The organism is Aminobacter sp. AP02 (assembly GCF_003148805.1).
Lineage (GTDB): Bacteria > Pseudomonadota > Alphaproteobacteria > Rhizobiales > Rhizobiaceae > Aminobacter.
The window spans coordinates 121,048-140,629 of record NZ_QGGX01000015.1 but is presented as its reverse complement, the minus strand read 5'-3'; the positions used below and the strand labels follow the sequence as shown (position 1 = coordinate 140,629).

21 protein-coding genes and 1 tRNA gene are annotated in these 19,582 nt (G+C 61.8%); 11 read left to right on the top strand and 11 right to left on the bottom strand.

Annotated elements, in window-relative coordinates:
• Positions 1-12 precede the first annotated feature (12 nt).
• From C8K44_RS19475 to radC, 4 genes are all read left to right on the top strand, one after another.
• A complete protein-coding gene (locus C8K44_RS19475) occupies positions 13-234 on the top strand; it encodes an alkylphosphonate utilization protein (RefSeq protein WP_199227144.1) in 222 nt (73 codons plus the stop codon).
• Positions 235-307: 73 nt separating this feature from the next.
• A complete protein-coding gene (locus C8K44_RS19470) occupies positions 308-1,009 on the top strand; it encodes an SH3 domain-containing protein (protein ID WP_109577428.1) in 702 nt (233 codons plus the stop codon).
• Positions 1,010-1,150: 141 nt separating this feature from the next.
• Entirely contained in the window at positions 1,151-1,978 is an 828-nt protein-coding gene (map, locus tag C8K44_RS19465) for a type I methionyl aminopeptidase (protein ID WP_109577427.1), read from the top strand.
• A gap of 44 nt (positions 1,979-2,022) precedes the next feature.
• Positions 2,023-2,775, top strand: coding sequence for a DNA repair protein RadC (radC, locus tag C8K44_RS19460; RefSeq protein ID WP_109577426.1), 753 nt, complete (start codon positions 2,023-2,025; stop codon positions 2,773-2,775).
• Between the two features lie 92 nt (positions 2,776-2,867).
• Here radC and tig read toward each other — a convergent pair whose 3' ends face one another.
• Positions 2,868-4,337 (bottom strand): trigger factor, encoded by a 1,470-nt coding sequence (tig, locus tag C8K44_RS19455; protein ID WP_109577452.1) that lies wholly within the window; start codon positions 4,335-4,337, stop codon positions 2,868-2,870.
• A 341-nt stretch (positions 4,338-4,678) separates the two neighbouring features.
• On the opposite strand from tig, the gene C8K44_RS19450 reads away from it, so the two are divergent.
• Together C8K44_RS19450 and C8K44_RS19445 are read left to right on the top strand one after the other, a co-directional pair.
• Positions 4,679-4,763 (top strand) — tRNA-Leu (locus C8K44_RS19450).
• A 51-nt stretch (positions 4,764-4,814) separates the two neighbouring features.
• Positions 4,815-6,059, top strand: a complete 1,245-nt coding sequence (locus C8K44_RS19445; protein ID WP_245417553.1) for a glycosyltransferase family 4 protein — start codon at positions 4,815-4,817, stop codon at positions 6,057-6,059.
• A 30-nt stretch (positions 6,060-6,089) separates the two neighbouring features.
• On the opposite strand, the gene C8K44_RS19440 is transcribed toward C8K44_RS19445, so the two are convergent.
• Both C8K44_RS19440 and C8K44_RS19435 read right to left on the bottom strand, forming a co-directional pair.
• Positions 6,090-6,698 (bottom strand): GDYXXLXY domain-containing protein, encoded by a 609-nt coding sequence (locus tag C8K44_RS19440; protein ID WP_109577424.1) that lies wholly within the window; start codon positions 6,696-6,698, stop codon positions 6,090-6,092.
• Positions 6,695-7,798, bottom strand: a complete 1,104-nt coding sequence (locus C8K44_RS19435) for a DUF2157 domain-containing protein (RefSeq protein WP_109577423.1) — start codon at positions 7,796-7,798, stop codon at positions 6,695-6,697. The genes C8K44_RS19440 and C8K44_RS19435 overlap by 4 nt, the downstream gene beginning before the upstream one ends.
• 223 nt (positions 7,799-8,021) lie before the next feature.
• Between C8K44_RS19435 and C8K44_RS19430 the strand changes: the two genes are divergently transcribed.
• Both C8K44_RS19430 and C8K44_RS19425 read left to right on the top strand, forming a co-directional pair.
• Positions 8,022-8,162, top strand: a complete 141-nt coding sequence (locus C8K44_RS19430) for a DUF1127 domain-containing protein (RefSeq protein ID WP_109577422.1) — start codon at positions 8,022-8,024, stop codon at positions 8,160-8,162.
• A 35-nt stretch (positions 8,163-8,197) separates the two neighbouring features.
• Positions 8,198-8,338: a DUF1127 domain-containing protein gene (locus C8K44_RS19425; protein WP_018427695.1), complete on the top strand. Its 141-nt coding sequence runs from the start codon at positions 8,198-8,200 to the stop codon at positions 8,336-8,338.
• Positions 8,339-8,659: 321 nt separating this feature from the next.
• Here the strand turns inward: C8K44_RS19425 and C8K44_RS19420 are convergent, their stop codons facing one another.
• Positions 8,660-9,265, bottom strand: a complete 606-nt coding sequence (locus tag C8K44_RS19420; protein WP_245417552.1) for a hypothetical protein — start codon at positions 9,263-9,265, stop codon at positions 8,660-8,662.
• 105 nt (positions 9,266-9,370) lie between these two features.
• On the opposite strand from C8K44_RS19420, the gene trmFO reads away from it, so the two are divergent.
• Positions 9,371-10,780, top strand: a complete 1,410-nt coding sequence (trmFO, locus tag C8K44_RS19415; protein WP_109577421.1) for a methylenetetrahydrofolate--tRNA-(uracil(54)-C(5))-methyltransferase (FADH(2)-oxidizing) TrmFO — start codon at positions 9,371-9,373, stop codon at positions 10,778-10,780.
• Entirely contained in the window at positions 10,752-11,315 is a 564-nt protein-coding gene (locus C8K44_RS19410) for a GNAT family N-acetyltransferase (protein WP_158282764.1), read from the top strand. Before trmFO ends, C8K44_RS19410 begins: the two co-directional genes overlap by 29 nt.
• Positions 11,316-11,317: 2 nt before the next feature.
• Here the strand turns inward: C8K44_RS19410 and C8K44_RS19405 are convergent, their stop codons facing one another.
• The 4 genes from C8K44_RS19405 to yajC all read right to left on the bottom strand — a co-directional run bounded on the left by C8K44_RS19405 (position 11,318) and on the right by yajC (position 15,600).
• On the bottom strand, positions 11,318-12,115 hold the full coding sequence (locus C8K44_RS19405; RefSeq protein WP_109577450.1) for a phytoene/squalene synthase family protein: 798 nt from the start codon (positions 12,113-12,115) through the stop codon (positions 11,318-11,320).
• A gap of 35 nt (positions 12,116-12,150) precedes the next feature.
• Positions 12,151-12,537, bottom strand: a complete 387-nt coding sequence (locus C8K44_RS19400) for an Mth938-like domain-containing protein (protein ID WP_109577419.1) — start codon at positions 12,535-12,537, stop codon at positions 12,151-12,153.
• A 6-nt stretch (positions 12,538-12,543) separates the two neighbouring features.
• A complete protein-coding gene (gene secDF, locus C8K44_RS19395; protein ID WP_109577418.1) occupies positions 12,544-15,111 on the bottom strand; it encodes a protein translocase subunit SecDF in 2,568 nt (855 codons plus the stop codon).
• A 150-nt stretch (positions 15,112-15,261) separates the two neighbouring features.
• Complete coding sequence (yajC, locus tag C8K44_RS19390) at positions 15,262-15,600, bottom strand: preprotein translocase subunit YajC (protein ID WP_109577417.1); 339 nt, start codon at positions 15,598-15,600, stop codon at positions 15,262-15,264.
• A gap of 181 nt (positions 15,601-15,781) precedes the next feature.
• Here yajC and C8K44_RS19385 point away from each other — a divergent pair, with 181 nt between their 5' ends.
• Positions 15,782-16,654 (top strand): ATP-binding protein, encoded by an 873-nt coding sequence (locus C8K44_RS19385; RefSeq protein WP_109577416.1) that lies wholly within the window; start codon positions 15,782-15,784, stop codon positions 16,652-16,654.
• A 65-nt stretch (positions 16,655-16,719) separates the two neighbouring features.
• Here the strand turns inward: C8K44_RS19385 and C8K44_RS19380 are convergent, their stop codons facing one another.
• From C8K44_RS19380 to surE, 3 genes are all read right to left on the bottom strand, one after another.
• Positions 16,720-18,003, bottom strand: coding sequence for a M23 family metallopeptidase (locus C8K44_RS19380; RefSeq protein ID WP_109577415.1), 1,284 nt, complete (start codon positions 18,001-18,003; stop codon positions 16,720-16,722).
• 170 nt (positions 18,004-18,173) lie between these two features.
• Complete coding sequence (locus C8K44_RS19375; RefSeq protein ID WP_109577414.1) at positions 18,174-18,827, bottom strand: protein-L-isoaspartate(D-aspartate) O-methyltransferase; 654 nt, start codon at positions 18,825-18,827, stop codon at positions 18,174-18,176.
• Positions 18,824-19,582, bottom strand: a complete 759-nt coding sequence (surE, locus tag C8K44_RS19370) for a 5'/3'-nucleotidase SurE (protein ID WP_109577413.1) — start codon at positions 19,580-19,582, stop codon at positions 18,824-18,826. The genes C8K44_RS19375 and surE overlap by 4 nt, the downstream gene beginning before the upstream one ends.

The window sequence follows — 19,582 nt, the reverse complement described above, 5'->3', positions numbered from 1 at the left end:
GAAGGAAGAATCATGTCAGACATCATCGTCAAGGACAGCAACGGCGCCCAGCTCAGCGAAGGCGACTCGGTGACCCTGATCAAGGATTTGAAGGTCAAGGGAACCTCAGAGACCATCAAGCGCGGCACGCTGGTCAAGAACATCCGCCTCACCGGCAATGCAGGCGAGATCGAATGCAACACCAAGCAGGTCAAGGGTCTGGTGTTGAAGACCGAGTTCCTGAAAAAGGCGTGATCCACCTTCGCAGTATTGGTGCCGAGGAGACGGCGTCAACGCGGTTTTAAGCTCTGAAGTCCAGACTCAAGGCATGTCTGGATTCGCCCTTCCCAAACTGAGATGGCTGGTGCTCGGCGCGCTCGCGGCGGGCGGCTGGGCCATGACGCAGGAGATGCCGAGCAAGGCTCGCCTCGAAGATCGACCGTCCAAGACCTTGAGCAGGCCGAAGGCAGAGACGACACCACGCTCCGAGGCAACAGTGACACGGCCGAAGGTCAATCTCGCACCGCGCCCGCAAACAGAGGTGGTGCGTCCCAAGCTCGACGTCGAGCCAAGCAAGGCGGCTGCAACCCCCAAACCAAAAGCCGAGGTCGCGCCCCAAAAGATTGCCATGGCAACGCGGCCCAAAACGGACAGCACGCCGCGCAACCCCCGGGATGTTGTCGAAACAGCCTCTATCAAGCGTCCACCGACGCCTTTGCCACGACCGAAGCCTGCGGCCAAGCAAACGTCAGCGAAGCCCGAAAGCGACAGCGCCACCACCCTCAACGTGCTCTACACCAGCACGTCAGTCTATCTTCGTCAGCGTCCCAACGTTTCCGCCCCAGTCACGTCCAGCCTCAAGCAGGGCGAAAGTGTGCGGGTGTTTGCCCGCGACGGCAAATGGACACTTGTCTCCGCATCCGGCCGCAAGGGGTGGGTGCATGGCGACATGCTGCGGCCGGCCGATCCTGCGGCCCCTCGCCCCAAGCAGACGCTTGCGCGACCCGCAAAGGCTGGCGCACCAGGCTGACATGGGCCATTTTTGCGCTGCAGCCGTCGCATATCGCCACGGTTCGGCCTTTGTGGGTTGAATCCGGACGCTTCCGGTGCCAAATCTGGGCCAACCATTCGCACATCCTTGCGCACAGCTAAGAGCACCCGGCAGAAACCCATGGTCAGCTATCTCGACGCCGCCACGGCGCCCCTCAGGAATACGGGCCAGATTCGTCTCTACGGGCCGGAGGCCTTTGAAGGCATGCGCAAGGCATGCGCCCTTACCGCCCAGTGCTTGGACGAGTTGGTCGATCGCGTGTCGCCCGGCGTCACCACCGAATCCATAGACCGCTTCGTCTTCGAGTTCGGCATGGATCATGGGGCCATGCCTGCCACGCTCAACTACCGTGGCTACACCAAGTCGAGCTGCACCTCGATTAACCACGTCGTTTGCCACGGCATTCCCGACAACAAGCCGCTCAAGGACGGCGACATCGTCAACATCGATGTCACTTACATCCTCGACGGCTGGCATGGCGATTCGAGCCGCATGTATCCAGTGGGCAACATCAAGCGCGCCGCCGAGCGCCTGCTTGAAGTGACCCACGAGTGCCTGATGCGTGGCATCGCCGCCGTGTGCCCCGGTGCGCGCACGGGCGCAATCGGTGCAGCGATCCAGACTTATGCCGAAGCCGAACGTTGCTCGGTGGTGCGCGACTTCTGTGGCCACGGCGTGGGCGCCTTGTTCCACGACGCGCCCAACATCCTGCACTACGGCAACGTCAATGAAGGCGTGGAAATGCGTGAAGGCATGATCTTCACCATCGAGCCGATGATCAATTTGGGCCGCCCGCATGTGAAGGTGCTGTCCGACGGCTGGACCGCGGTGACGCGCGACCGATCCCTGTCGGCCCAATACGAGCACACGATCGGCGTGACGGCCACCGGCTGCGAGATTTTCACCCTCTCCCCCAAGGGGCTCGACCGGCCGGGCCTGGCCGCATAATATCGCTGCGCCGGTGACATTCCGGCGGGGGCGACAGACGCGGCATGGCGAGCGACGAGCACGACGAGCGTGACTTCTTCGGCGAGCTTCCGTTGCCGCCGATCAAGCGCACCACGGCGCCGGAAAAGCCCCATTATCTTGGTCATCGTGACCGGCAACGCGAACGTTTTTCGGCGACTGGCGGCGACACCCTCCCCGACTACGAACTGCTCGAGCTCCTGCTGTTCAGGCTGATCCCGCGCTCCGACACCAAGCCGGTCGCCAAGGCTCTTCTCGCCCGTTTCGGAACGCTGGCGGAAGTGCTCGGCGCACCCACCAATCTGCTCCAGGAAGTCAAGGGTATCGGGCCCTCAGTGGCTCTCGATCTCAAGATCATTGCGGCGTCAGCCAGGCGCATGGCGCGCGGAGAAATCAGCGGCCGCGAGGTGCTGTCGTCCTGGCCCCAACTGCTCGACTATTGCCGCGCCGCCATGGCGTTTGAGGCGCGCGAACATTTCCGCATCCTGTTTCTCGACAAGAAGAACGTGCTGATCGCCGACGAAGTCCAGCAAAGCGGCACGGTCGACCACACGCCGGTCTATCCCCGCGAAGTCATCAAGCGGGCGCTGGAACTGTCTGCGACGGCACTCATCCTGGTGCACAACCACCCATCAGGCGACCCGACGCCGTCGCGTGCCGACATCGACATGACCAAGACGATCATGGATACGGCCAAGCCGCTCGGCATTTCGGTGCACGACCACATCATCATCGGCAAGAAGGGCATTGCCAGCATGAAAGGCCTGCTGCTGATCTAGCGCAGGCGAAAAGCCGCGACCACGCCAATCCAGAATCAAAAAGGCCGCCGGATCACCCAGCGGCCTTTTCGTTTCATACCAGGAGCACAGCCTTATTCGGCGTCGGCTTCCTTGGCCTTCTTCTTCGGTGCGGCCTTCTTCTTGGGCTCTTCGCCCTCGGCCTTCTCAGCCTTGTCAGCCTTCTTTGCGGAAGCCTTCTTGGCCGGCTTTTCGGTGCCCTCGTCCTCGTCGTCGGCGAGCAGCTCTTCCTTGCTCACCTTCTTGTCGGTGACGGTGATCTGCGACAGCAGGTGATCGACAACCTTCTCCTCGAACAGCGGCGCACGCAGGTTCACCAGCGCGGACGGGTTGTTGCGATAGAAGTCGAACACTTCCTGCTGCTGGCTGCCCGGGTAGCGGCGAACCGTGTCGAACAGGCCGCGCTGCAGCTCTTCGTCGGAAACCGTGACGCCGGCCTTTTCGCCGATCTCGGCAAGAACCAGACCAAGGCGCACGCGGCGCTCGGCCAGGCGCTGGTACTCGGCGCGGGCTTCTTCTTCCGTGGTCTCTTCGTCGGCGAAGGTGCGGCCGGCGATCTCGAGGTCACGCGTGACCTGGCTCCAGATGTTGTTGAACTCGGCTTCGACGAGCTTGGAGGGAGCCTCGAACTTGTAGGTGCCGTCGAGCTGGTCGAGCAGCTGGCGCTTGACCTTCTGACGCGTCATCGCGCCGAACTGGTTTTCGATCTGGCCGCGAACGATGTCGCGCAGCTTCTCGAGCGACTCGAGGCCAAGGTTCTTGGCGGTCTCGTCGTTGACCTCGAGCTTGCCGGGGGCTGCGACTTCCTTGACGGTGACGTCGAAGGTCGCTTCCTTGCCGGCCAGATGAGCGGCCTGGTAGTTCTCCGGGAAGGTCACGGTGACGAGCTTTTCGTCGCCGGCCTTGGCGCCGATCAGCTGGTCTTCGAAACCGGGGATGAACTCCTTCGAGCCGAGCACCAGCGGCTGGTCGCCGCCCGTACCGCCGTCGAATGCGACGCCGTCGATTTTGCCGACGTAGTCGATGGTGACGCGGTCGCCTTCGGCAGCCTTGCCGGTCTTCGGCTCGTAGGAACGGGCCGATTCGGCAACGCGGTTGACCTGCTCGTCGATTTCGCTTTCCGGCACGTCATAGACAGGGCGCGACACCTTGATGTCGGTAAAGTCCTTGATCTCGATCGCGGGAATGACTTCGTAGCTCAGCGAGAATTCGAAGTCGGCGCCGCCGGCGAGGATCTTCTCGGCTTCCTTCTCGTCCTCGGTCATCTTCACGTCGGGCTGCATGGCGGCCTTCTCGCCACGCTCGGAAATGATCGTGCGGCTGGAATCGGTCAGGATCTCGTTGACCACTTCGGCCATGAACGACTTGCCATAGACCTTGCGCAGGTGCTGCATCGGCACCTTGCCCGGACGGAAGCCGTTGATGCGAACCTTGTCCTTGGCATCGGAAAGCCGCTTGACGAGTCGGGCTTCCATGTCGCCGGCAGGAACCGAGACCTTGATCTCGCGCTTGAGGCCGGAGTTGAGCGTTTCGGTGACCTGCATCATCAAACCTTTGTTTTCACGTATGGCGCGGCGTTAACGGCTTCCTACCGTCGAGCCTGCCGGAATTCGTTTGCCGGGGGTGGCTTCAAGTTCGCAAATCGGTATCCGGTCCGCCTTTTGCGGTCCGTTTAGTCCGCCGCCTTCCGAAGATTTCGATAAGCTGTTGTTTTTTCGACTTCTTATCGCATCCTGCAGAGACGGATACTTGCGACCCATCTTATTCGACAGGCCTTTTGTCACAGGCGGGCCCAATTTTCAACTATCTTCGCCGTTTCTCCCGGTCGAGGTCATTTCAGCTGTGAGATTGACAGAATGATGGCAGCGTGGGATTGGCGAGCGATGCGGATGTGGCGGAACTGGTAGACGCCCTGGATTTAGGTTCCAGTGCCGAGAGGCGTGTAGGTTCGACTCCTATCATCCGCACCAGAACGCTTAGCCCGGCGGACCTTGAAACCTCGTATCGAGAGTGATCCAGCCGTGCACGAAAGAGCAAACATCACAGCAACAGCCACGGCGATGGATGCCGACAGCCGCGCTGCTTCGCGGCGCACCTTGCTTGTCGCCTCAGACGCCGCATGGCCACCGGTTTCAGGCGGCGACTTGCGCAACTGGCAAAATGCCCGGGCGCTCGCAGGGTTAGGCGATGTGCTGGTCGGTTCAGTCCACGAACCGCCTTTGCCTGCGAATCTCAGCGACAGCCAAATAACGACGTTGACCCTGGCCAGCGCCGCCGAGGCGGCGACGTCCCCACGCCTCGCCAGGCGACAGACCCCGATCGACACGCGCATTCCCCAAGTGGCGCTCGGCCGCCTGCTCGCCGCAGCGCGCGACTTCAAGCCCGACACCATCGTCGTGGAAGGCATTCCGCTGTTTGCCCTGATCGAGCACCTGCGCCCGATAGCGAAAACGCTGGTGCTCGACATGCACAACATCGAATCCGACCTGGCGCGTCAGATGATGCCGAATACCGGCTGGCTGGCTGGATTGTTCTCCAAGAAAAAGCGGCATGTCAGGCGCATCCGCGACATGGAACTGAAATCGCTCCGGATGGTCGACAAGGTCTGGGTCTGTTCGCAACAGGACCGAGACAGGCTGCGCAGCCTGTCGGATGGCAGCACCATGCCGGATGTGATTCCGAACGGAATACCCCGCTTCGAGCTCATCCCGGATAAGCTTGTCGAACAGCCTGCGATGATCAACGGCCACCCGACCCTGCTGTTCATCGGACATCTCAACTATGCCCCGAACATCGAGGCGGCACGGCGGCTGGCGACGCAGATCCTGCCCAGAGTCCGAGCGACCTTAAGTGGTGCGAAGCTGATTATTGCCGGGCGCAACCCCAACCGCGCCCTCAATGATCTCGCCGCGTTGCCCGGTGTGAAGTTGATCGCCAACCCCGATGATCTGTCGGAACTCTACCGCATCGCGCACCTGACCATCGTGCCCCTGACGACAGGCGGGGGTACGCGCCTGAAAATTCTCGAAGCGATGGCGTGGGGCCTGCCAGTGGTTGCAACGCGACTGGCCGCCGAGGGTCTTGAACTGGACGACGGCAGCGACATCGACTTTGCCGAATCCGACGAAGAGCTCGCTGCACGCGCCGCAGCCCTCAGTACGGACCCGGCACTGCTTGAAGCACGCCGGCTCCATGCCCGCGAGACGGCTGCCCGGAGGTTCGGCCCCGCAGCGATCGAAGCGGCGGTAAGGGCAAGCCTGACTTAAGAGGTGCGGATGTCGCTCCGGTGGGCCGCTTCAGTAAAGCGGCTCCTCGAACAGCATGGTGTCGCCGTCCATCAAAGCCTTGATCTGGCCGGTGCCATCGCTACCGACGGCAACCTTGATGCCAAAGCCGCGCAACTCGGGCTCCGCGCCGGAGTTGCGCTTGCGCATCTCCTCCTCGATCGCCAGCCCCTCGCCTTCCGGCACATAGAAGCGCTCGATGCCGTAGTCGACGCCGATGGTCGAACCCGGCGCCAGGTTCCAGCCATTGGAGATATGCCCGAGCAGATCAACCTCATCCGCTGCTGCGGGCGCGGCTGCGGCCCCAAGCCAGGCGGACGTTTCGCGCCAGTAGCCATCGGTGCCCTTTTTCAGGCGCACAACGATCGACCCTTCCGCAGTCGTCAGTTCGCCCTTCGGCAAATTGGCGATCATCTCGACGGGGATGCGCGAAACATCATAGCCCAGCCTGACATAGTCGCCGCGCAGCAGGTCGCGTGGGTCGATGGGCTCGACCTTGAGCAGCACCTCCTTGCCGTCGCGCAGGATTGCCGCCCTTCCGGCGATCATCCAGGAGAGGAGCCCGATCTGTGCGAGCGCGAGCACCACAGCAGCAATGACGAGCTTGTAGCGAGGCATCATGCTGCTCCTTGGGGCGATTGCGGTTTCATCCGCCGTTCGATGCGGATGATCGCATAGGCGAGGCCGGCGAGAATTATTGCGGCAGCGAAGAAGAAGCCGGCGGTGCCAAGCATGGAACCGACGGTGACGAGGTAAACAACCGCCAGTTCGAAGGCAAAGCCGAGATAGGCTATCCAGCGCAAGGCTCGGCTCTCGCGCCCAAGGAAGATAACTACCGCAGCAATGACGGCCAGAGCCACCGCTGCGGCCATGACGAAGCCCTGTTCATCGAGCCGGTCGATCTGAATCATGCCCAAGCCGGTCAGGAAGCCGACCAGCGCATGTAGCGGCAGCCGTCCACCAAGCTGGACGAGGCGCTCGGACGGGATGGGCGCCAGCGCAGCAACCGCAAGCAGAGCGGCCGAAACCAGCGCAAGCACCAACCCGACCTCTAGCGTGTCGTAGTGAATGCCGAGCAGCACCGCATAGAAGATGAGCGAGAGCACAATGAGGTGCCGGGCCGCGCGGCTTTGTGTCCAGAACGACAGCGCCCAGAACACCGCCATGACCGCTACGAAGAGATGCGGAAACTCGGAGCGACGGAAGATCTCGAAGCCCTTGAGCACCAGCCAGGCATCGGCGATGCCGACAGCAGCCACCGTCAATGCGTTGGAGCGCAGCGCGGCGGCCGCTATCGCAGTACCAACGCACCAGGTGACGACAGCGGCGGCCTCGTCGCCGGAGAAATGATACATCTGGCCGACCAGCGCGATCGAACCGCCAAAGGCCGCGGCCGCGATCAGCCACAGCGCTTCGGCGAAACCGCCATGGCCACGCTCCTTGAGCACGGCGCCGCCGACATAACCTGCAAAGATGACCGCAAACAAAGCACCTACACGCGCCACGCGCGGGATCGCTTCCCAGTTGGCCGCGACGAGAATGAGAATGGCGGCGGCAAACAGAAGGGCGGCCATGATCGCCAGGATCGAACCGAAGTTGAGACCGTTGCGTTCATTCGCCTCGACATCACGGACAAGCGCGTCACCCGTCGCGCGGTCCACGAGCCCGCTAGCGACCCAACGCGCAATGTCGTTCTTCACCTTGGTGGCATAGCTCGCCATAGTCGCATCCCCCTGCCACAGCCGCCAATGTTCGGGCCAAGCCGTTGTCATTATGGCGAATTTCAGATTCGGTCACAATTATGACCGAAGGCTTAATGCCCATTAATGCTGCAATGCACAAAACGCATTGCTGCCATGCGAGCATAGCGCTTCAATTTTAGGCAGGGTCATCCTATCTACGCCCCGTACACAGAAGCGAAAAGAAGACGAACGGGATACGAAGATGAACCTGATCCGCAATTACCGCAACTGGCGCCGCTACCGCGAGACTGTCTCCGAGTTGAGCCGCCTGTCGAACCGTGAACTGACCGACCTCGGCATTACCCGTAGCGACATCCACTTCGTCGCACGTAAAGCCGTCTAACTAGACCAGCTGTCCGAACCGAAAAGAGAACTAAAATGAACTTGCTCCGCACTTACCGCAACTGGCGTGCTTATCGCGAGACGGTGAACGAGCTTGGCCGTCTGTCGAACCGCCAGCTTGCCGATCTCGGCATCAATCGTGGCGAGATCCAGTCGATCGCCCGCCGCGCAATCTAATTCAGGCATTCCGTCAGCGTCGACCTCCTCCCCGACAATGACGGATCAGGTCAGCTTTTTCCTCCCGATAAGCTGACCACCTTAACACACCCGCCAGACCTCCTCCCCTGGCGGGTGTCGTTACCCTGAGAGCTTCGCCCTCTTTGATTGGCGAAAAGAATTCCGCCAGCGCCGACCTCCTCCCCGGCAATGGCGAATAGGTCAGCTTCCTCCTCCTCCCTGAAGCTGACCACCAAAACGACACCCGCCGGTCCTCCCCCGGCGGGTGTTGTCGTTTTGGAGCCTCTCAAGCCATCTGCTTCCCGCGAGATAAAGTGCCGCCTAGTCCAGCGCACCGCTTTCCAGCACGCCGCGCACCTTCCAGTCGCTGAGAGGGATGATGTCGGGCGCACCGCCCATCGGCGCGTACCAGGAATCGACCACCCATTTGACGCCGTCGGGCGCGCGGATCACCGCTGTCCAGTGCGGGTAGCGTCCATCGAGCAGGAACCCGCGCGACGTTTTCGCCTCGACCTTATGGTATTTGAGCAGGCCGCGCGCCTCGAGATAGCGAAGCAGGGAATTAGTGTTGGTCGATTCATCGACGCAATCCATCTGCCCCCGGACCTTTGAGGCGCCGAACTCCGACTTTGGCTGATCGCGTACGCCGGTAACTTGCTGCGAGCGTGTCTCGAAATAGCTGACCGCCTTGGCAATTGCCGCCCGTTCGGCCTGCGGTGAAGCTTTGCCGGAAGCAAGGATCGATGCAAATCGCTTGGCATCATTCGGCCCAAGGTCAAGGCGCGAGCGGAACGCGCAGCTATAACCGTGACAGATGTCGATGCGGTTGGTCACCGCCACATTCGGTGCGGCTTGCGCGAGACCAATAAAACCTGAAACCGTGACTACGCCTGCAATGACCAATCGACAGAATGCATGTCTCGCCATTCACGCATCTTAGAAGTTGCGACGCGCCAATCGCAACCCCCAAAGTCGTACCGTCTATCAGGCCCGATCGTTGCATTCCCGCAGCCAAGGGATTATTCCGACGCGATGAACACAAAACCTATTCACATCGTCGGCGGTGGCCTCGCCGGATCAGAGGCAGCATGGCAAGTAGCCTCGGCCGGGGTACCGGTGATCCTGCATGAAATGCGCGGTGTGCGCGGCACCGACGCGCACAAGACCGATGGGCTCGCCGAGCTGGTATGCTCCAACTCCTTCCGCTCCGATGACGCCGAAACCAACGCTGTCGGCCTGCTGCACGCAGAGATGCGGCTTGCCGGCTCGCTGATCATGAGCGCGGGCGACGCCAACCAGGTACCCGCGGGGGGCGCGCTCGCGGTCGACCGCGATGGCTTTTCCAACGCCGTCACCGAACGGCTTGAGGCCCATCCGCTGATCACCATCGTGCGCGAAGAGATCACCGGCCTGCCACCTGCCGAGTGGGACCAGGCGATCATCGCCACCGGCCCACTGACGGCACCTTCGCTGGCCGAAGCAATAGCAGCCAGCACCGGGGCTGACGCCCTCGCCTTCTTCGATGCCATTGCCCCGATCATCCATTTCGACAGCATCGACATGAATGTCTGCTGGTTCCAGTCGCGCTACGACAAGGTCGGCCCCGGCGGCACGGGCAAGGACTACATCAACTGCCCGATGGACAAGGACCAGTACGATGCCTTCGTCCAGGCACTGCTCGACGGACAAAAGACCGAGTTCAAGCAATGGGAAGGCACACCTTACTTCGACGGCTGCCTGCCAATCGAGGTGATGGCCGAGCGTGGCCGCGAGACCTTGCGTCACGGACCCATGAAGCCGATAGGCCTGACCAATGCCCACAACCCGACGGTGAAGGCCTATGCGGTCGTCCAATTGCGCCAAGACAATGCGCTCGGCACGCTCTACAACATGGTGGGTTTCCAGACCAAGCTCAAGCATGGCGAGCAGGTCAATGTGCTGCGCATGATTCCGGGGCTTGAGAACGCCGAATTTGCCCGCCTCGGCGGACTGCACCGCAATACCTATCTCAACTCGCCGACGCTGCTTGATCCGACATTGCAGCTCAAGTCGCGGCCTGGCCTGCGCTTCGCCGGCCAGATCACCGGCTGCGAGGGTTATGTAGAAAGTGCCGCCATGGGGCTGCTTGCCGGACGTTTCGCCGCTGCCGAGCGCCTCGGCCAGCCTTTGAGCCAACCACCGGTGACCACCGCCTTTGGCGCGCTGCTCAACCACATCACCGGCGGCCACATCGTTTCCGACGATGAGCCGGGCAAACGCTCGTTCCAGCCGATGAACGTCAATTTCGGCCTGTTTCCCGTCATGGAAGCGCCGAAGGTCGAGGGCAAACGCCTGCGCGGCAAGGAAAAGACGATCGCCAAGAAAAAGGCGATGACGGCGCGCGCGCTGGTCGACTGCCGCGCCTGGCTTGGCATTGCCGAAGCTGCGCAAGCGGCGGAATAAAACGAGGCAAACGATGCTTCCTCCCGAGACGGCTCGCCTGACCTTGAGGGAGATGCAACTGGCAGACTCAGCGGAGATCTTGGCGATCTTCGCTGACGATTACGCGCGCCGCTTCTATCCTGAGATGACGAGCGATTCCGCTGCCGTCGAATGGATCGAGAGGAATCGTGACCGCTATCAGCGGGACGGATTCGGACTGTGGGCGATCATCGACAAAGCAAGCGGCACGCTGATCGGCGACTGCGGCCCGACCTGGCAGGATGTGGCGGGATCTCGTGTTCTCGAAATCGGCTACCATGTCGCACCGGCATGGCGCGGTCGTGGTATCGCGCTCGAAGCCGCGCGCGCCGCGATGTCATACGGATTTGCGGCAAGGGACGAAATGGAGATCGGCTCGATCGTCGCGCCCGACAACGTGGCCTCGGCCAGCGTTGCCCGACGCCTGCACCGCGACGTTCGCTCCTATGTCAATTCCCGTGGCCTCGACCGTTTTTTGTTCTTCACAAGGCGCGAAGACCACGTCGCAACGGTCTGATCTTACCAGCCGCGTGATGCGGCCTTCAGCATCAGCAGGTGCTTGCGCAGCGACGACATGCCATCCTTGCCACGTCCCAATCGGTCGAGATAGGTCGGGGTCAGGGCAAGTGGCAGGAAAGCCGGACGAAGCGCCACAGGCAGATCCTTAACGCCGCGTTCAAATGCCCGGAGGTGCTCACGCGCCAGTGCGGCCATGGCCTCGACGGCATGCCGTGACGACTGTGCTGCGGCGTTCGCGACGAACTCCTCCGGAGTCGTCCCAGCAGCAGACAGAATGTCCCTGGGCACATAACACTGGCCGCGCGCACGATGGATCGGCAGCAGCCGCAGCAATCCGGTAATCGCCTGGGCACAGCCGGCATGACCTGACAGCTCCGCTTGCTTCGGCGCCTCATCGGCATCGAGCACCAAAGCGGCAAGCTGGATTAGCGCTGAGGCGGTTTCGCCGCAATATCCCTCGAGGTCGGTACGCGATGGCATCGGGTCGTCGTAGAGGTCGAAAATGCGGGCTTCGAGATAGTTCTCGAAGGCAGCGGACGGAAGGCTGTAGGTCTCGATCGCCGCCATCAGTGCCGTGGCGACCGGATGCCCAGCGCCGGCATCCCTGTTGCCTGAGGCAATGACATCGCGCCACCATTGCAACCTGATCTCGCCGGGGATCGGCTCACTGACGCGGTCGCGAATGCCCGATATCTCGGCATTGAAGGCATAGAGCGCCAGAACGGCCTGACGCTTGTCTTCAGGCGCGTAGAGCGCCGCAAGATAGCGGTCGCGGTCGGCCGTGCGCACCGCGTCCATTAGGGCCTTCGCCGCGTCGTTTGCCTCGCTCACGGTCAGTCGACAGCAATGAAGGCAGCGGCCACGGCGCGATCTTCCGCAAGCAGCACGTTGTAGGTACGCACGGCAGCCCCCGTCGACATTGGATCGGCCGAAATCCTGGCGTCCTTGAGCGCCGCCCTGAGTGCCTCGGGCAAGCGCCGCAATTCCTTGCCCATGCCGACGAGCAGGATCTCTACCTGCCCGGCCTCGGCGAAGAGCTTTTCGAAATCCGACGGCTTCAGCGCCAGGGGATCTGCTGGCTGCCATCCATAGATCCCTGACGGCAGGCACAGGATCGAACCCCGATGCGACATGTCGGCGAAACGGAAACCGCCGTCGCCATAAGCGTCGACGGGCGCCCGTCCCGGGAAATGCGCCTCGCGAATGATCAACCCTGCCATACCAACCTACGACTTGGTCGTGTGAGCGGTAGCCGGCACCGCCGGCTTGTCCTTGCCCTTGTCGTCGGCATCGACACCTGCCGGGCGCAACCTGAACAGGATGAGCAACGGACCGGCAACGAAGATCGATGAGTAGGTGCCGACCACGATGCCGAAGATCATGGCGAGCGTGAAGGACCGGATAACCTCGCCACCGAACAGGTAGAGCGAAATCAGGGCGAGCAGCGTGGTGAGGCCTGTCAGTACCGTACGCGACAGCGTCTGGTTCATCGACAGGTCGAGCAACTGCTCGATCGGCATCTTCTTGTACTTGCGCAGATTTTCTCGGACGCGGTCGTAGACCACGACGGTATCGTTGATCGAATAGCCGACGATTGTCAGGATCGCCGCGATACTGGTCAGGTTGAACTCGATGCCGGTGATGACATAAAGGCCGACCATCATGGTCACGTCGTGAACGGTGGCGAGGATCGCGCCAATGCCGAACTGCCACTCGAAGCGGAACCAAATGTAGATCAACATCGCCAGCATCGAAGCCAGCACGCCAAGCGTGCCGTACCAGGCAAGTTCGTTCGAAACAGTAGGGCCGACAGATTCGACACGCCGGAAGTCGTAGTCATTGGCGAGTTCGCCACGGACCTTCTCGACCACGCTCTGCTCGGCATTGTCGCCGGCCTTCTGGCCTTCGACGCGGATCAGCAACGTGTTTGCCGCACCGAACTCCTGGACCTGGACGTCGCCGATGTTGAGTTCGCTCAGCCGGGCGCGCACGTCGGACGAGCTTGCATCACCGCTCTTGGCCTGGACCTCCAGGCTGGTGCCGCCCTTGAAGTCGATGCCGTAGTTCATGTCGATGGTGAAGAACAGGGCCATCGCCGCCAGCGAGGCTGCTGCCGACAGAGCGAAAGCGTAACGACGCAGTCCCATGAAGGAATAGTTGGTGTTGTCCGGTACGAAACGGACGAAGCCCTTGGGCAATTCCTTGGGCTTGGCACGGCGCAGCCAGATCGAAACCAGCCAACGGGTCAGTGTGAAGGCGGTGAAGACCGTGGTCACGATACCGATGGCAAGGGTAACGGCAAAACCGCGCACAGGGCCGGAACCGAGGTAGAACAGGATGAGCGCAGCGATGAAGGTGGTGAAGTTGGCGTCGACGATGGTCGCCAGCGCGCGCGAAAAGCCAGAATCGAGGGACTGAACCAGCGAACGGCCGAGCTGCCGCTCCTCGCGCACGCGTTCGTAGATGATGACGTTGGAGTCGACCGCCATGCCGACCGTCAAGACGATACCGGCGATGCCTGGCATCGTCAGCGTTGCGCCCAGGATGGACAGGATCGCGATGATCAGCGCCACGTTGGCGGCAAGGGCAATGTTGGCGATGATGCCGAGGGTACCGTAGGCAACCAGCATGAAGCCAACGACGAGTATACCGGCGATCATCGAGGCGAACTTGCCAGCCGCGATCGAGTCCGCGCCCAGGCTCGGACCGACTGTGCGCTCCTCGACGATTGTCAGATCGGCCGGCAGCGCGCCGGCGCGCAGCAGCACGGCAAGGTCGTTGGCGCTTTCAGCGGTGAAGTTGCCGGAAATCTGGCCCGAGCCGCCGAGGATCGGTTCGTTGATGCGCGGGGCCGAAATCACCTGATTGTCGAGGATGATGGCAAAGAGCTTGCCTACATTCTGCTGGGTGGCCTGGCCAAAGCGCGATGCGCCCTTTCCGTCGAAGCGGAACGAAACGACAGCCTCATTGGTGCGCTGGTCGAAGGTCGCCTGGGCGTCGGTGAGATTTTCGCCCGATACGATGACGCGATTTTCGATCAGATACGGAACAGGCGGATCGTCCTGCGAATACATCACAGTCGAGCCGGCCGGCGGACGGCCCTGCATCGCCTCTTGCGGCGACATGGACTGGTCGACCATCTGGAAGGTCAGCTTGGCGGTCTTGCCGAGAATTTCCTTGAGACGGGTCGGATCCTGAAGTCCCGGAACCTGAACCAGGATACGGTCAGCACCCGCGCGCTGGATGATCGGCTCGGTGGTACCGAGTTCATTGACGCGGCGACCGATGACCTCGATCGACTGGGTGACCGCGTTGTTGACGCGATAATCGATGCCGGCGTCCGTCAGCGTGTAGCGCAGCAGGCCGGGCTCAGGCTCGTCGAGCGCCAGTTCACTCACCGAACCGGTGCCGAACATGCTCGACGAAATCGGCGCGATCAGCGTCGCCAGTGCCTTTTTCGCTGCTTCGAGCTCGTTCGGATCGGTGATGCGGACCTGAATCGTCCTACCCGTACCTGTCAGGCCTGTGTAGCCGACCTTGGCATCGCGCAGCATGGTGCGGATGTCGTCGCGGGTCGCCTGCAGACGCTCGTCGATCAAATCCTGCCTGTCGATGGACAGCAGGATGTGCGAACCACCCTGAAGGTCGAGGCCAAGTGTCAGCGCGCGCTTGGGAAACCACCCCGGAAGGGAATTGAGCTGAGACTGGGTCAGCATGTTGGGGATGGTGAAGAGTATCCCGAGGAGCACCACGGCCCAGATCGAGATTGTCTTCCAGCGCGAAAAATAGAGCATTTGGCCTCGTCCGGTAAGGCGTGAAGGTGGTGGTCTCGCCTCGACTACAGCATCGGCCCGAAAATCGGAATCAATTTTCGGAAAGCCGATACTACATACAAATACTTGGAGCGAACTTTGTGCGCGCTTTCGGACGCACGACGCCCCAAGTTATTTCTTGGCGTTCTGGTTGGCGATCGGCTCGCCCTTGACCCGAACGTCGGAGATGGTCGCGCGCAGCGCCGTCACCTTGAGGCCGTTGCCCAGATCAACCTCGAGTTCGTTGTCGTCGATGACCTTGGTCACCTTGCCGACGAAACCGCCGCCGGTGACAACCGTATCGCCACGGCGGATCGCCGAAAGCATTTCACCGCGCTTCTTGAGCTGGGTACGCTGCGGGCGAATGATAAGAAAATACATGATCACGAAGATCAGCACAAACGGCAGAATGCTGACGAGAACGTCGGGCGTAGCCCCGGTGGCCTGTGCGTATGCCGGCGTGACGAACATGAATGTCTCCTGAGAAAGTATCGGGATACCGCACATCGGTCCCCCGGAAATGTGCGCGGAATATAGTCGCTCATGCCACCAATGCAACTACGCTTGGCCCAAGCCGTGGCGCTTTTCCGCGCAATTTGAGCGTGTTACAGCGTCGCGCACAGGTATTATCTAGAGACTGACGGGATTAGCCATGGAAAAGACCATCGAAGCGCTCAACTCCAAGCTGGATCTTCTGATCGCCGCGGTATCCAGGCTTGCGCCTCCGTCCGTCCCTGAAACCGACATCGCCATCGCCGACTGCTATGTCTGGGCAGCCGATCCGGGCTTTCTCGAACCCATACAGCGGGTGAACCGCGTCGACATCGGCCTGATCAAGGGCGTCGACCGCGTCCGCGACATCCTCGTCGACAACACCGAGCGCTTCGCGGGCGGCCTGCCCGCCAACAACGTGCTCCTGTGGGGCGCGCGCGGCATGGGCAAGTCATCGCTGGTCAAGGCGGCACACGCCACGATCAACGCCTCGGGCAAGACTGTAGCTCCACTTAAGCTGATCGAGATCCACCGCGAGGACATCGACACGCTGCCCAAGCTGATGAACCTGCTCAAGGCAGCGCCCTATCGCTTCATCCTGTTTTGCGACGACCTGTCGTTCGACCATGACGACACCTCATACAAGTCGCTGAAGGCAGCCCTCGAGGGCGGCGTCGAGGGCAGGCCGGCGAACGTCATCTTCTACGCGACGTCGAACCGAAGGCACCTGTTGCCACGCGACATGATCGACAATGAGCGCTCGACGGCGATCAACCCGTCGGAAGCAGTTGAGGAAAAGGTATCGCTGTCGGACCGCTTCGGCCTGTGGCTCGGCTTCCACAAGTGCTCGCAGGACGAGTATCTCGACATGGTCAACGGCTACGCCAGCTACCACGGCCTCGGCAGCGATCCGGAATCGCTGCGCGCCGAAGCGCTGGAATGGGCAACGACGCGCGGCAGCCGCTCGGGCCGCGTTGCCTGGCAATTCATCCAGGACCTGGCTGGCCGCCTCGGCAAGCCGCTCAAGGATTGATCTCTCCAAACGAAGACGCCCGCCCCTGATCGGGACGGGCGCAGGAAATCAGACACTACGATGCGCTATTCGAGATAGCCGCTCGGATCGACCGGCGTGGAATTCTTGCGCACTTCGAAGTGCAACTTCGGTGCGTCGGTACTGCCACTCATGCCCGAAAGCGCGATCTCGTCGCCCCGCTTGACCTTCTGGCCGCGCTGGACCTTCAGCTCGCTGGCATGGCCATAGACGGTGACCAGTCCGTTCTCGTGGCGCACAAGCACTGTGTTGCCGAATTCCTTGAGCCCGTCGCCGGCATAGATGACGACGCCATTCTCGGCCGCCTTGACGGGTGTGCCTTCCGGAACTGAAATGTCGATGCCGTCATTGGCCTTGCCGCCACCCTTGCCGTAGTTGGAGACCACCCGGCCGCGCACTGGCCAACGCATGCGATCAATGCCGGTGGCGTTCGGGGCAGGTACGGAAGATTCTTCAGCTTGCTCGACCAGCTTGTCTTTCTTTGGTGGCGTGTAGGAAGCAACGGTGGGCGCTTCAGCCGCTGGCTTGGCAGCGGCCACGGCCGGCTTGGCCGGAGCCGGCGTGCTTGTAACCACAGGATCGACGGCTGCAGGCTTGGCTGCGGCCACGCTCGTGGCAGCCCCAGGTACCTTCAGCGACTGACCGATACGGATGCGACCGTCCTGCAGGCCATTGGCCTCCTTGAGGGCGGCGGTCGTGACGCCGAGCTTGCTGGCGATACGGTTGAGCGTATCGCCTTCGACAACCTTGTAGCCACCACCAGCGCCCGCCGGTCTGGCATTCTTGTCGGCCGATGCGTCGAGCTGAGCGACAGCACCTTCCCTGGTCTTGGGCTGCTGCGGCAACACCGCCACCTTGTCTGTCGACAGCGGCGGATTGGCCGGCAAAGGCTTCTTGGTTGGAACCTTGAGGGTGTTTTGCTCCGCTTGCGCGGTCTGCGGCTGGGTTAGCGTACCGGCCGTGGCGAGGACAGGTGCCGATGCAGGTGCCTGGGCCGTGCGAACAGGGGCTGGAGCGAGGGCAGGAGCTTGAGCAACTGGTGCCGGCAGAGGCTGCGACGACACAGGCTGGAGGCTGCCACGGCTGACCGAACCCGAGCTGCTGGGCGCTACCGGCGCTGCCGCCATCTGCGGATCGCCCGGATAGGGCTGCTGCTGATCGTTGATGATCGACCGCTGGTTGGGCGTCGATGCCGTAAAAATATCGTCGACGCCGCCGCCGCCGAATCGCGACACTCCTGAACTGCACCCTGCTGCCATGCCGGCAACCAGCAGAACGGCGCCACCGCGCGCCAGAGAGCGTTTATTCGCCTTCAAAATACTGAAACGCATCGCACCGACCCGCGCTTTACCCGATACCAACTAGGCTTGATTAAAGCGCGTTAATGTTACTGGTCGGTTAAGAGGATCAAATAAATCAAATGCTTCACAAGCCAGGGCACGGCATGGCCCCTCGCCAGACCAAGGCCAGCCTCAAGCTCGATCTGTCGGAGAAATTTTGCCTAGAGAACGGCAGCGACGCCGCGTGCCAGGGCCTGCAGGCGAACGACACCCAGGTCTTCGCGCTCGAAGCGGCTGCCGATCTTTGTCAGTTTACACAGCACCTGTTCGCCCTCTTCAGGGCCGATCGGCGCTATCATCGTGCCGCCGCTCGACAGCTGGTCGACGAACATGCGTGGATGACTGTCAAAGGCCGCCCACACCACGATGCGGTCGAACGGCCCCTCACCTTGCAATCCGTTCGAGCCATCGGCCTGACGGACCATTGCGTTGCTGATGCCGAGCAGTTCGAAGCGCTGACGCGCCTGTTCGGCCAGAGTCTTGAACCGTTCTACAGTGACGACACGCCCGGCAAGCCGCGCCATGACGGCCGCCGTATAGCCCGAACCGGTGCCGACTTCGAGCACGCGGTTACCCTGTTCGATGTTGAGCGCCGCAATCACCGCGGCCTGGAGATCGGCGCCTTCGATGGCCTCGCCGCACTCGATCGGCAGCATGCGATCCGACCAGGCCATGGAATGAAACTGGCCGGAGATGAAATCACGCCTGGGCGTCGCCTCGAAGGCGGCAATCAGGCTTTTCGGAACGATGCCGCGCCCACGCAGGCGAAGCAGAAAGGCGGCAAAGCCTTCACGGTCGTCCGACATCATGTTCATGCAATAGCCTTGGCCAATTGGTCGCGCAGTTCATGCGCCGTCATGTCGAGCTTGAGCGGAGTTACGGAGATTTGCTTGTTGCGCACGGCATGAAGGTCGGTACCTGGCTTCAACACCGGCTCGTCGCGGCCGAAACGTAGCCAGTAGTAAGGCAAGCTGCGTCCGTCGCGGCGTTCCTCGACCCAGATGCCATAGGACAACTTGCCCTGGCTGGCCACGACGGGTCCCGTCACCTCTTCGGGTGGGCAATTGGGGAAGTTGACGTTGAGCAGCACGCCGATTGGCAGTTCCGTCGAAATCAACTTCTGCAACAGCGCCGGCGCCAGCGCTTCGGCCGTTTCATAAGGCACGATGCGCTCATCGTTCTCATACACGTAGGCCTGGCTGAGCGCGATCGAGCGAATTCCAATCAGCGCTCCTTCCATGGCACCGGCCACGGTTCCTGAATAAGTCACGTCGTCGGCGACGTTGAGCCCCGAATTGATGCCCGACAGGATCAGGTCCGGTGGCTCCGGCAGAATCTTGCGCGCGCCCATGATAACGCAATCGGTCGGCGTGCCGTTCACAGCATAGTGCTTGTCGCTGATCTTGCGCAGCCGAAGCGGCTCGGAGATCGACAGCGAATGCGCATAACCCGACTGGTCGGTCTCCGGCGCCACCACCCAGACATCGTCCGATAGCTGGTTGGCGATCCGCTCCAGGCAGGCAAGGCCCTCAGCGTGGATGCCGTCGTCGTTGGTCAGCAGAATACGCAT

Bases quoted from the DNA above. Each gene is read 5' to 3' on its own strand.
- C8K44_RS19475 (WP_199227144.1), top strand. From the start codon at position 13: ATGTCAGACATCATCGTCAAGGACAGCAACGGCGCCCAGCTCAGCGAA.
- C8K44_RS19470 (WP_109577428.1), top strand. From the start codon at position 308: ATGTCTGGATTCGCCCTTCCCAAACTGAGATGGCTGGTGCTCGGCGCG.
- map (WP_109577427.1), top strand. From the start codon at position 1,151: ATGGTCAGCTATCTCGACGCCGCCACGGCGCCCCTCAGGAATACGGGC.
- radC (WP_109577426.1), top strand. From the start codon at position 2,023: ATGGCGAGCGACGAGCACGACGAGCGTGACTTCTTCGGCGAGCTTCCG.
- tig (WP_109577452.1), bottom strand. From the start codon at position 4,337: ATGCAGGTCACCGAAACGCTCAACTCCGGCCTCAAGCGCGAGATCAAG.
- C8K44_RS19440 (WP_109577424.1), bottom strand. From the start codon at position 6,698: ATGATGCCTCGCTACAAGCTCGTCATTGCTGCTGTGGTGCTCGCGCTC.
- C8K44_RS19435 (WP_109577423.1), bottom strand. From the start codon at position 7,798: ATGGCGAGCTATGCCACCAAGGTGAAGAACGACATTGCGCGTTGGGTC.
- C8K44_RS19430 (WP_109577422.1), top strand. From the start codon at position 8,022: ATGAACCTGATCCGCAATTACCGCAACTGGCGCCGCTACCGCGAGACT.
- C8K44_RS19425 (WP_018427695.1), top strand. From the start codon at position 8,198: ATGAACTTGCTCCGCACTTACCGCAACTGGCGTGCTTATCGCGAGACG.
- C8K44_RS19420 (WP_245417552.1), bottom strand. From the start codon at position 9,265: ATGGCGAGACATGCATTCTGTCGATTGGTCATTGCAGGCGTAGTCACG.
- trmFO (WP_109577421.1), top strand. From the start codon at position 9,371: ATGAACACAAAACCTATTCACATCGTCGGCGGTGGCCTCGCCGGATCA.
- C8K44_RS19405 (WP_109577450.1), bottom strand. From the start codon at position 12,115: ATGGACGCGGTGCGCACGGCCGACCGCGACCGCTATCTTGCGGCGCTC.
- C8K44_RS19400 (WP_109577419.1), bottom strand. From the start codon at position 12,537: ATGGCAGGGTTGATCATTCGCGAGGCGCATTTCCCGGGACGGGCGCCC.
- secDF (WP_109577418.1), bottom strand. From the start codon at position 15,111: ATGCTCTATTTTTCGCGCTGGAAGACAATCTCGATCTGGGCCGTGGTG.
- yajC (WP_109577417.1), bottom strand. From the start codon at position 15,600: ATGTTCGTCACGCCGGCATACGCACAGGCCACCGGGGCTACGCCCGAC.
- C8K44_RS19385 (WP_109577416.1), top strand. From the start codon at position 15,782: ATGGAAAAGACCATCGAAGCGCTCAACTCCAAGCTGGATCTTCTGATC.
- C8K44_RS19380 (WP_109577415.1), bottom strand. From the start codon at position 18,003: ATGCGTTTCAGTATTTTGAAGGCGAATAAACGCTCTCTGGCGCGCGGT.
- C8K44_RS19375 (WP_109577414.1), bottom strand. From the start codon at position 18,827: ATGAACATGATGTCGGACGACCGTGAAGGCTTTGCCGCCTTTCTGCTT.
- surE (WP_109577413.1), bottom strand. From the start codon at position 19,582: ATGCGTATTCTGCTGACCAACGACGACGGCATCCACGCTGAGGGCCTT.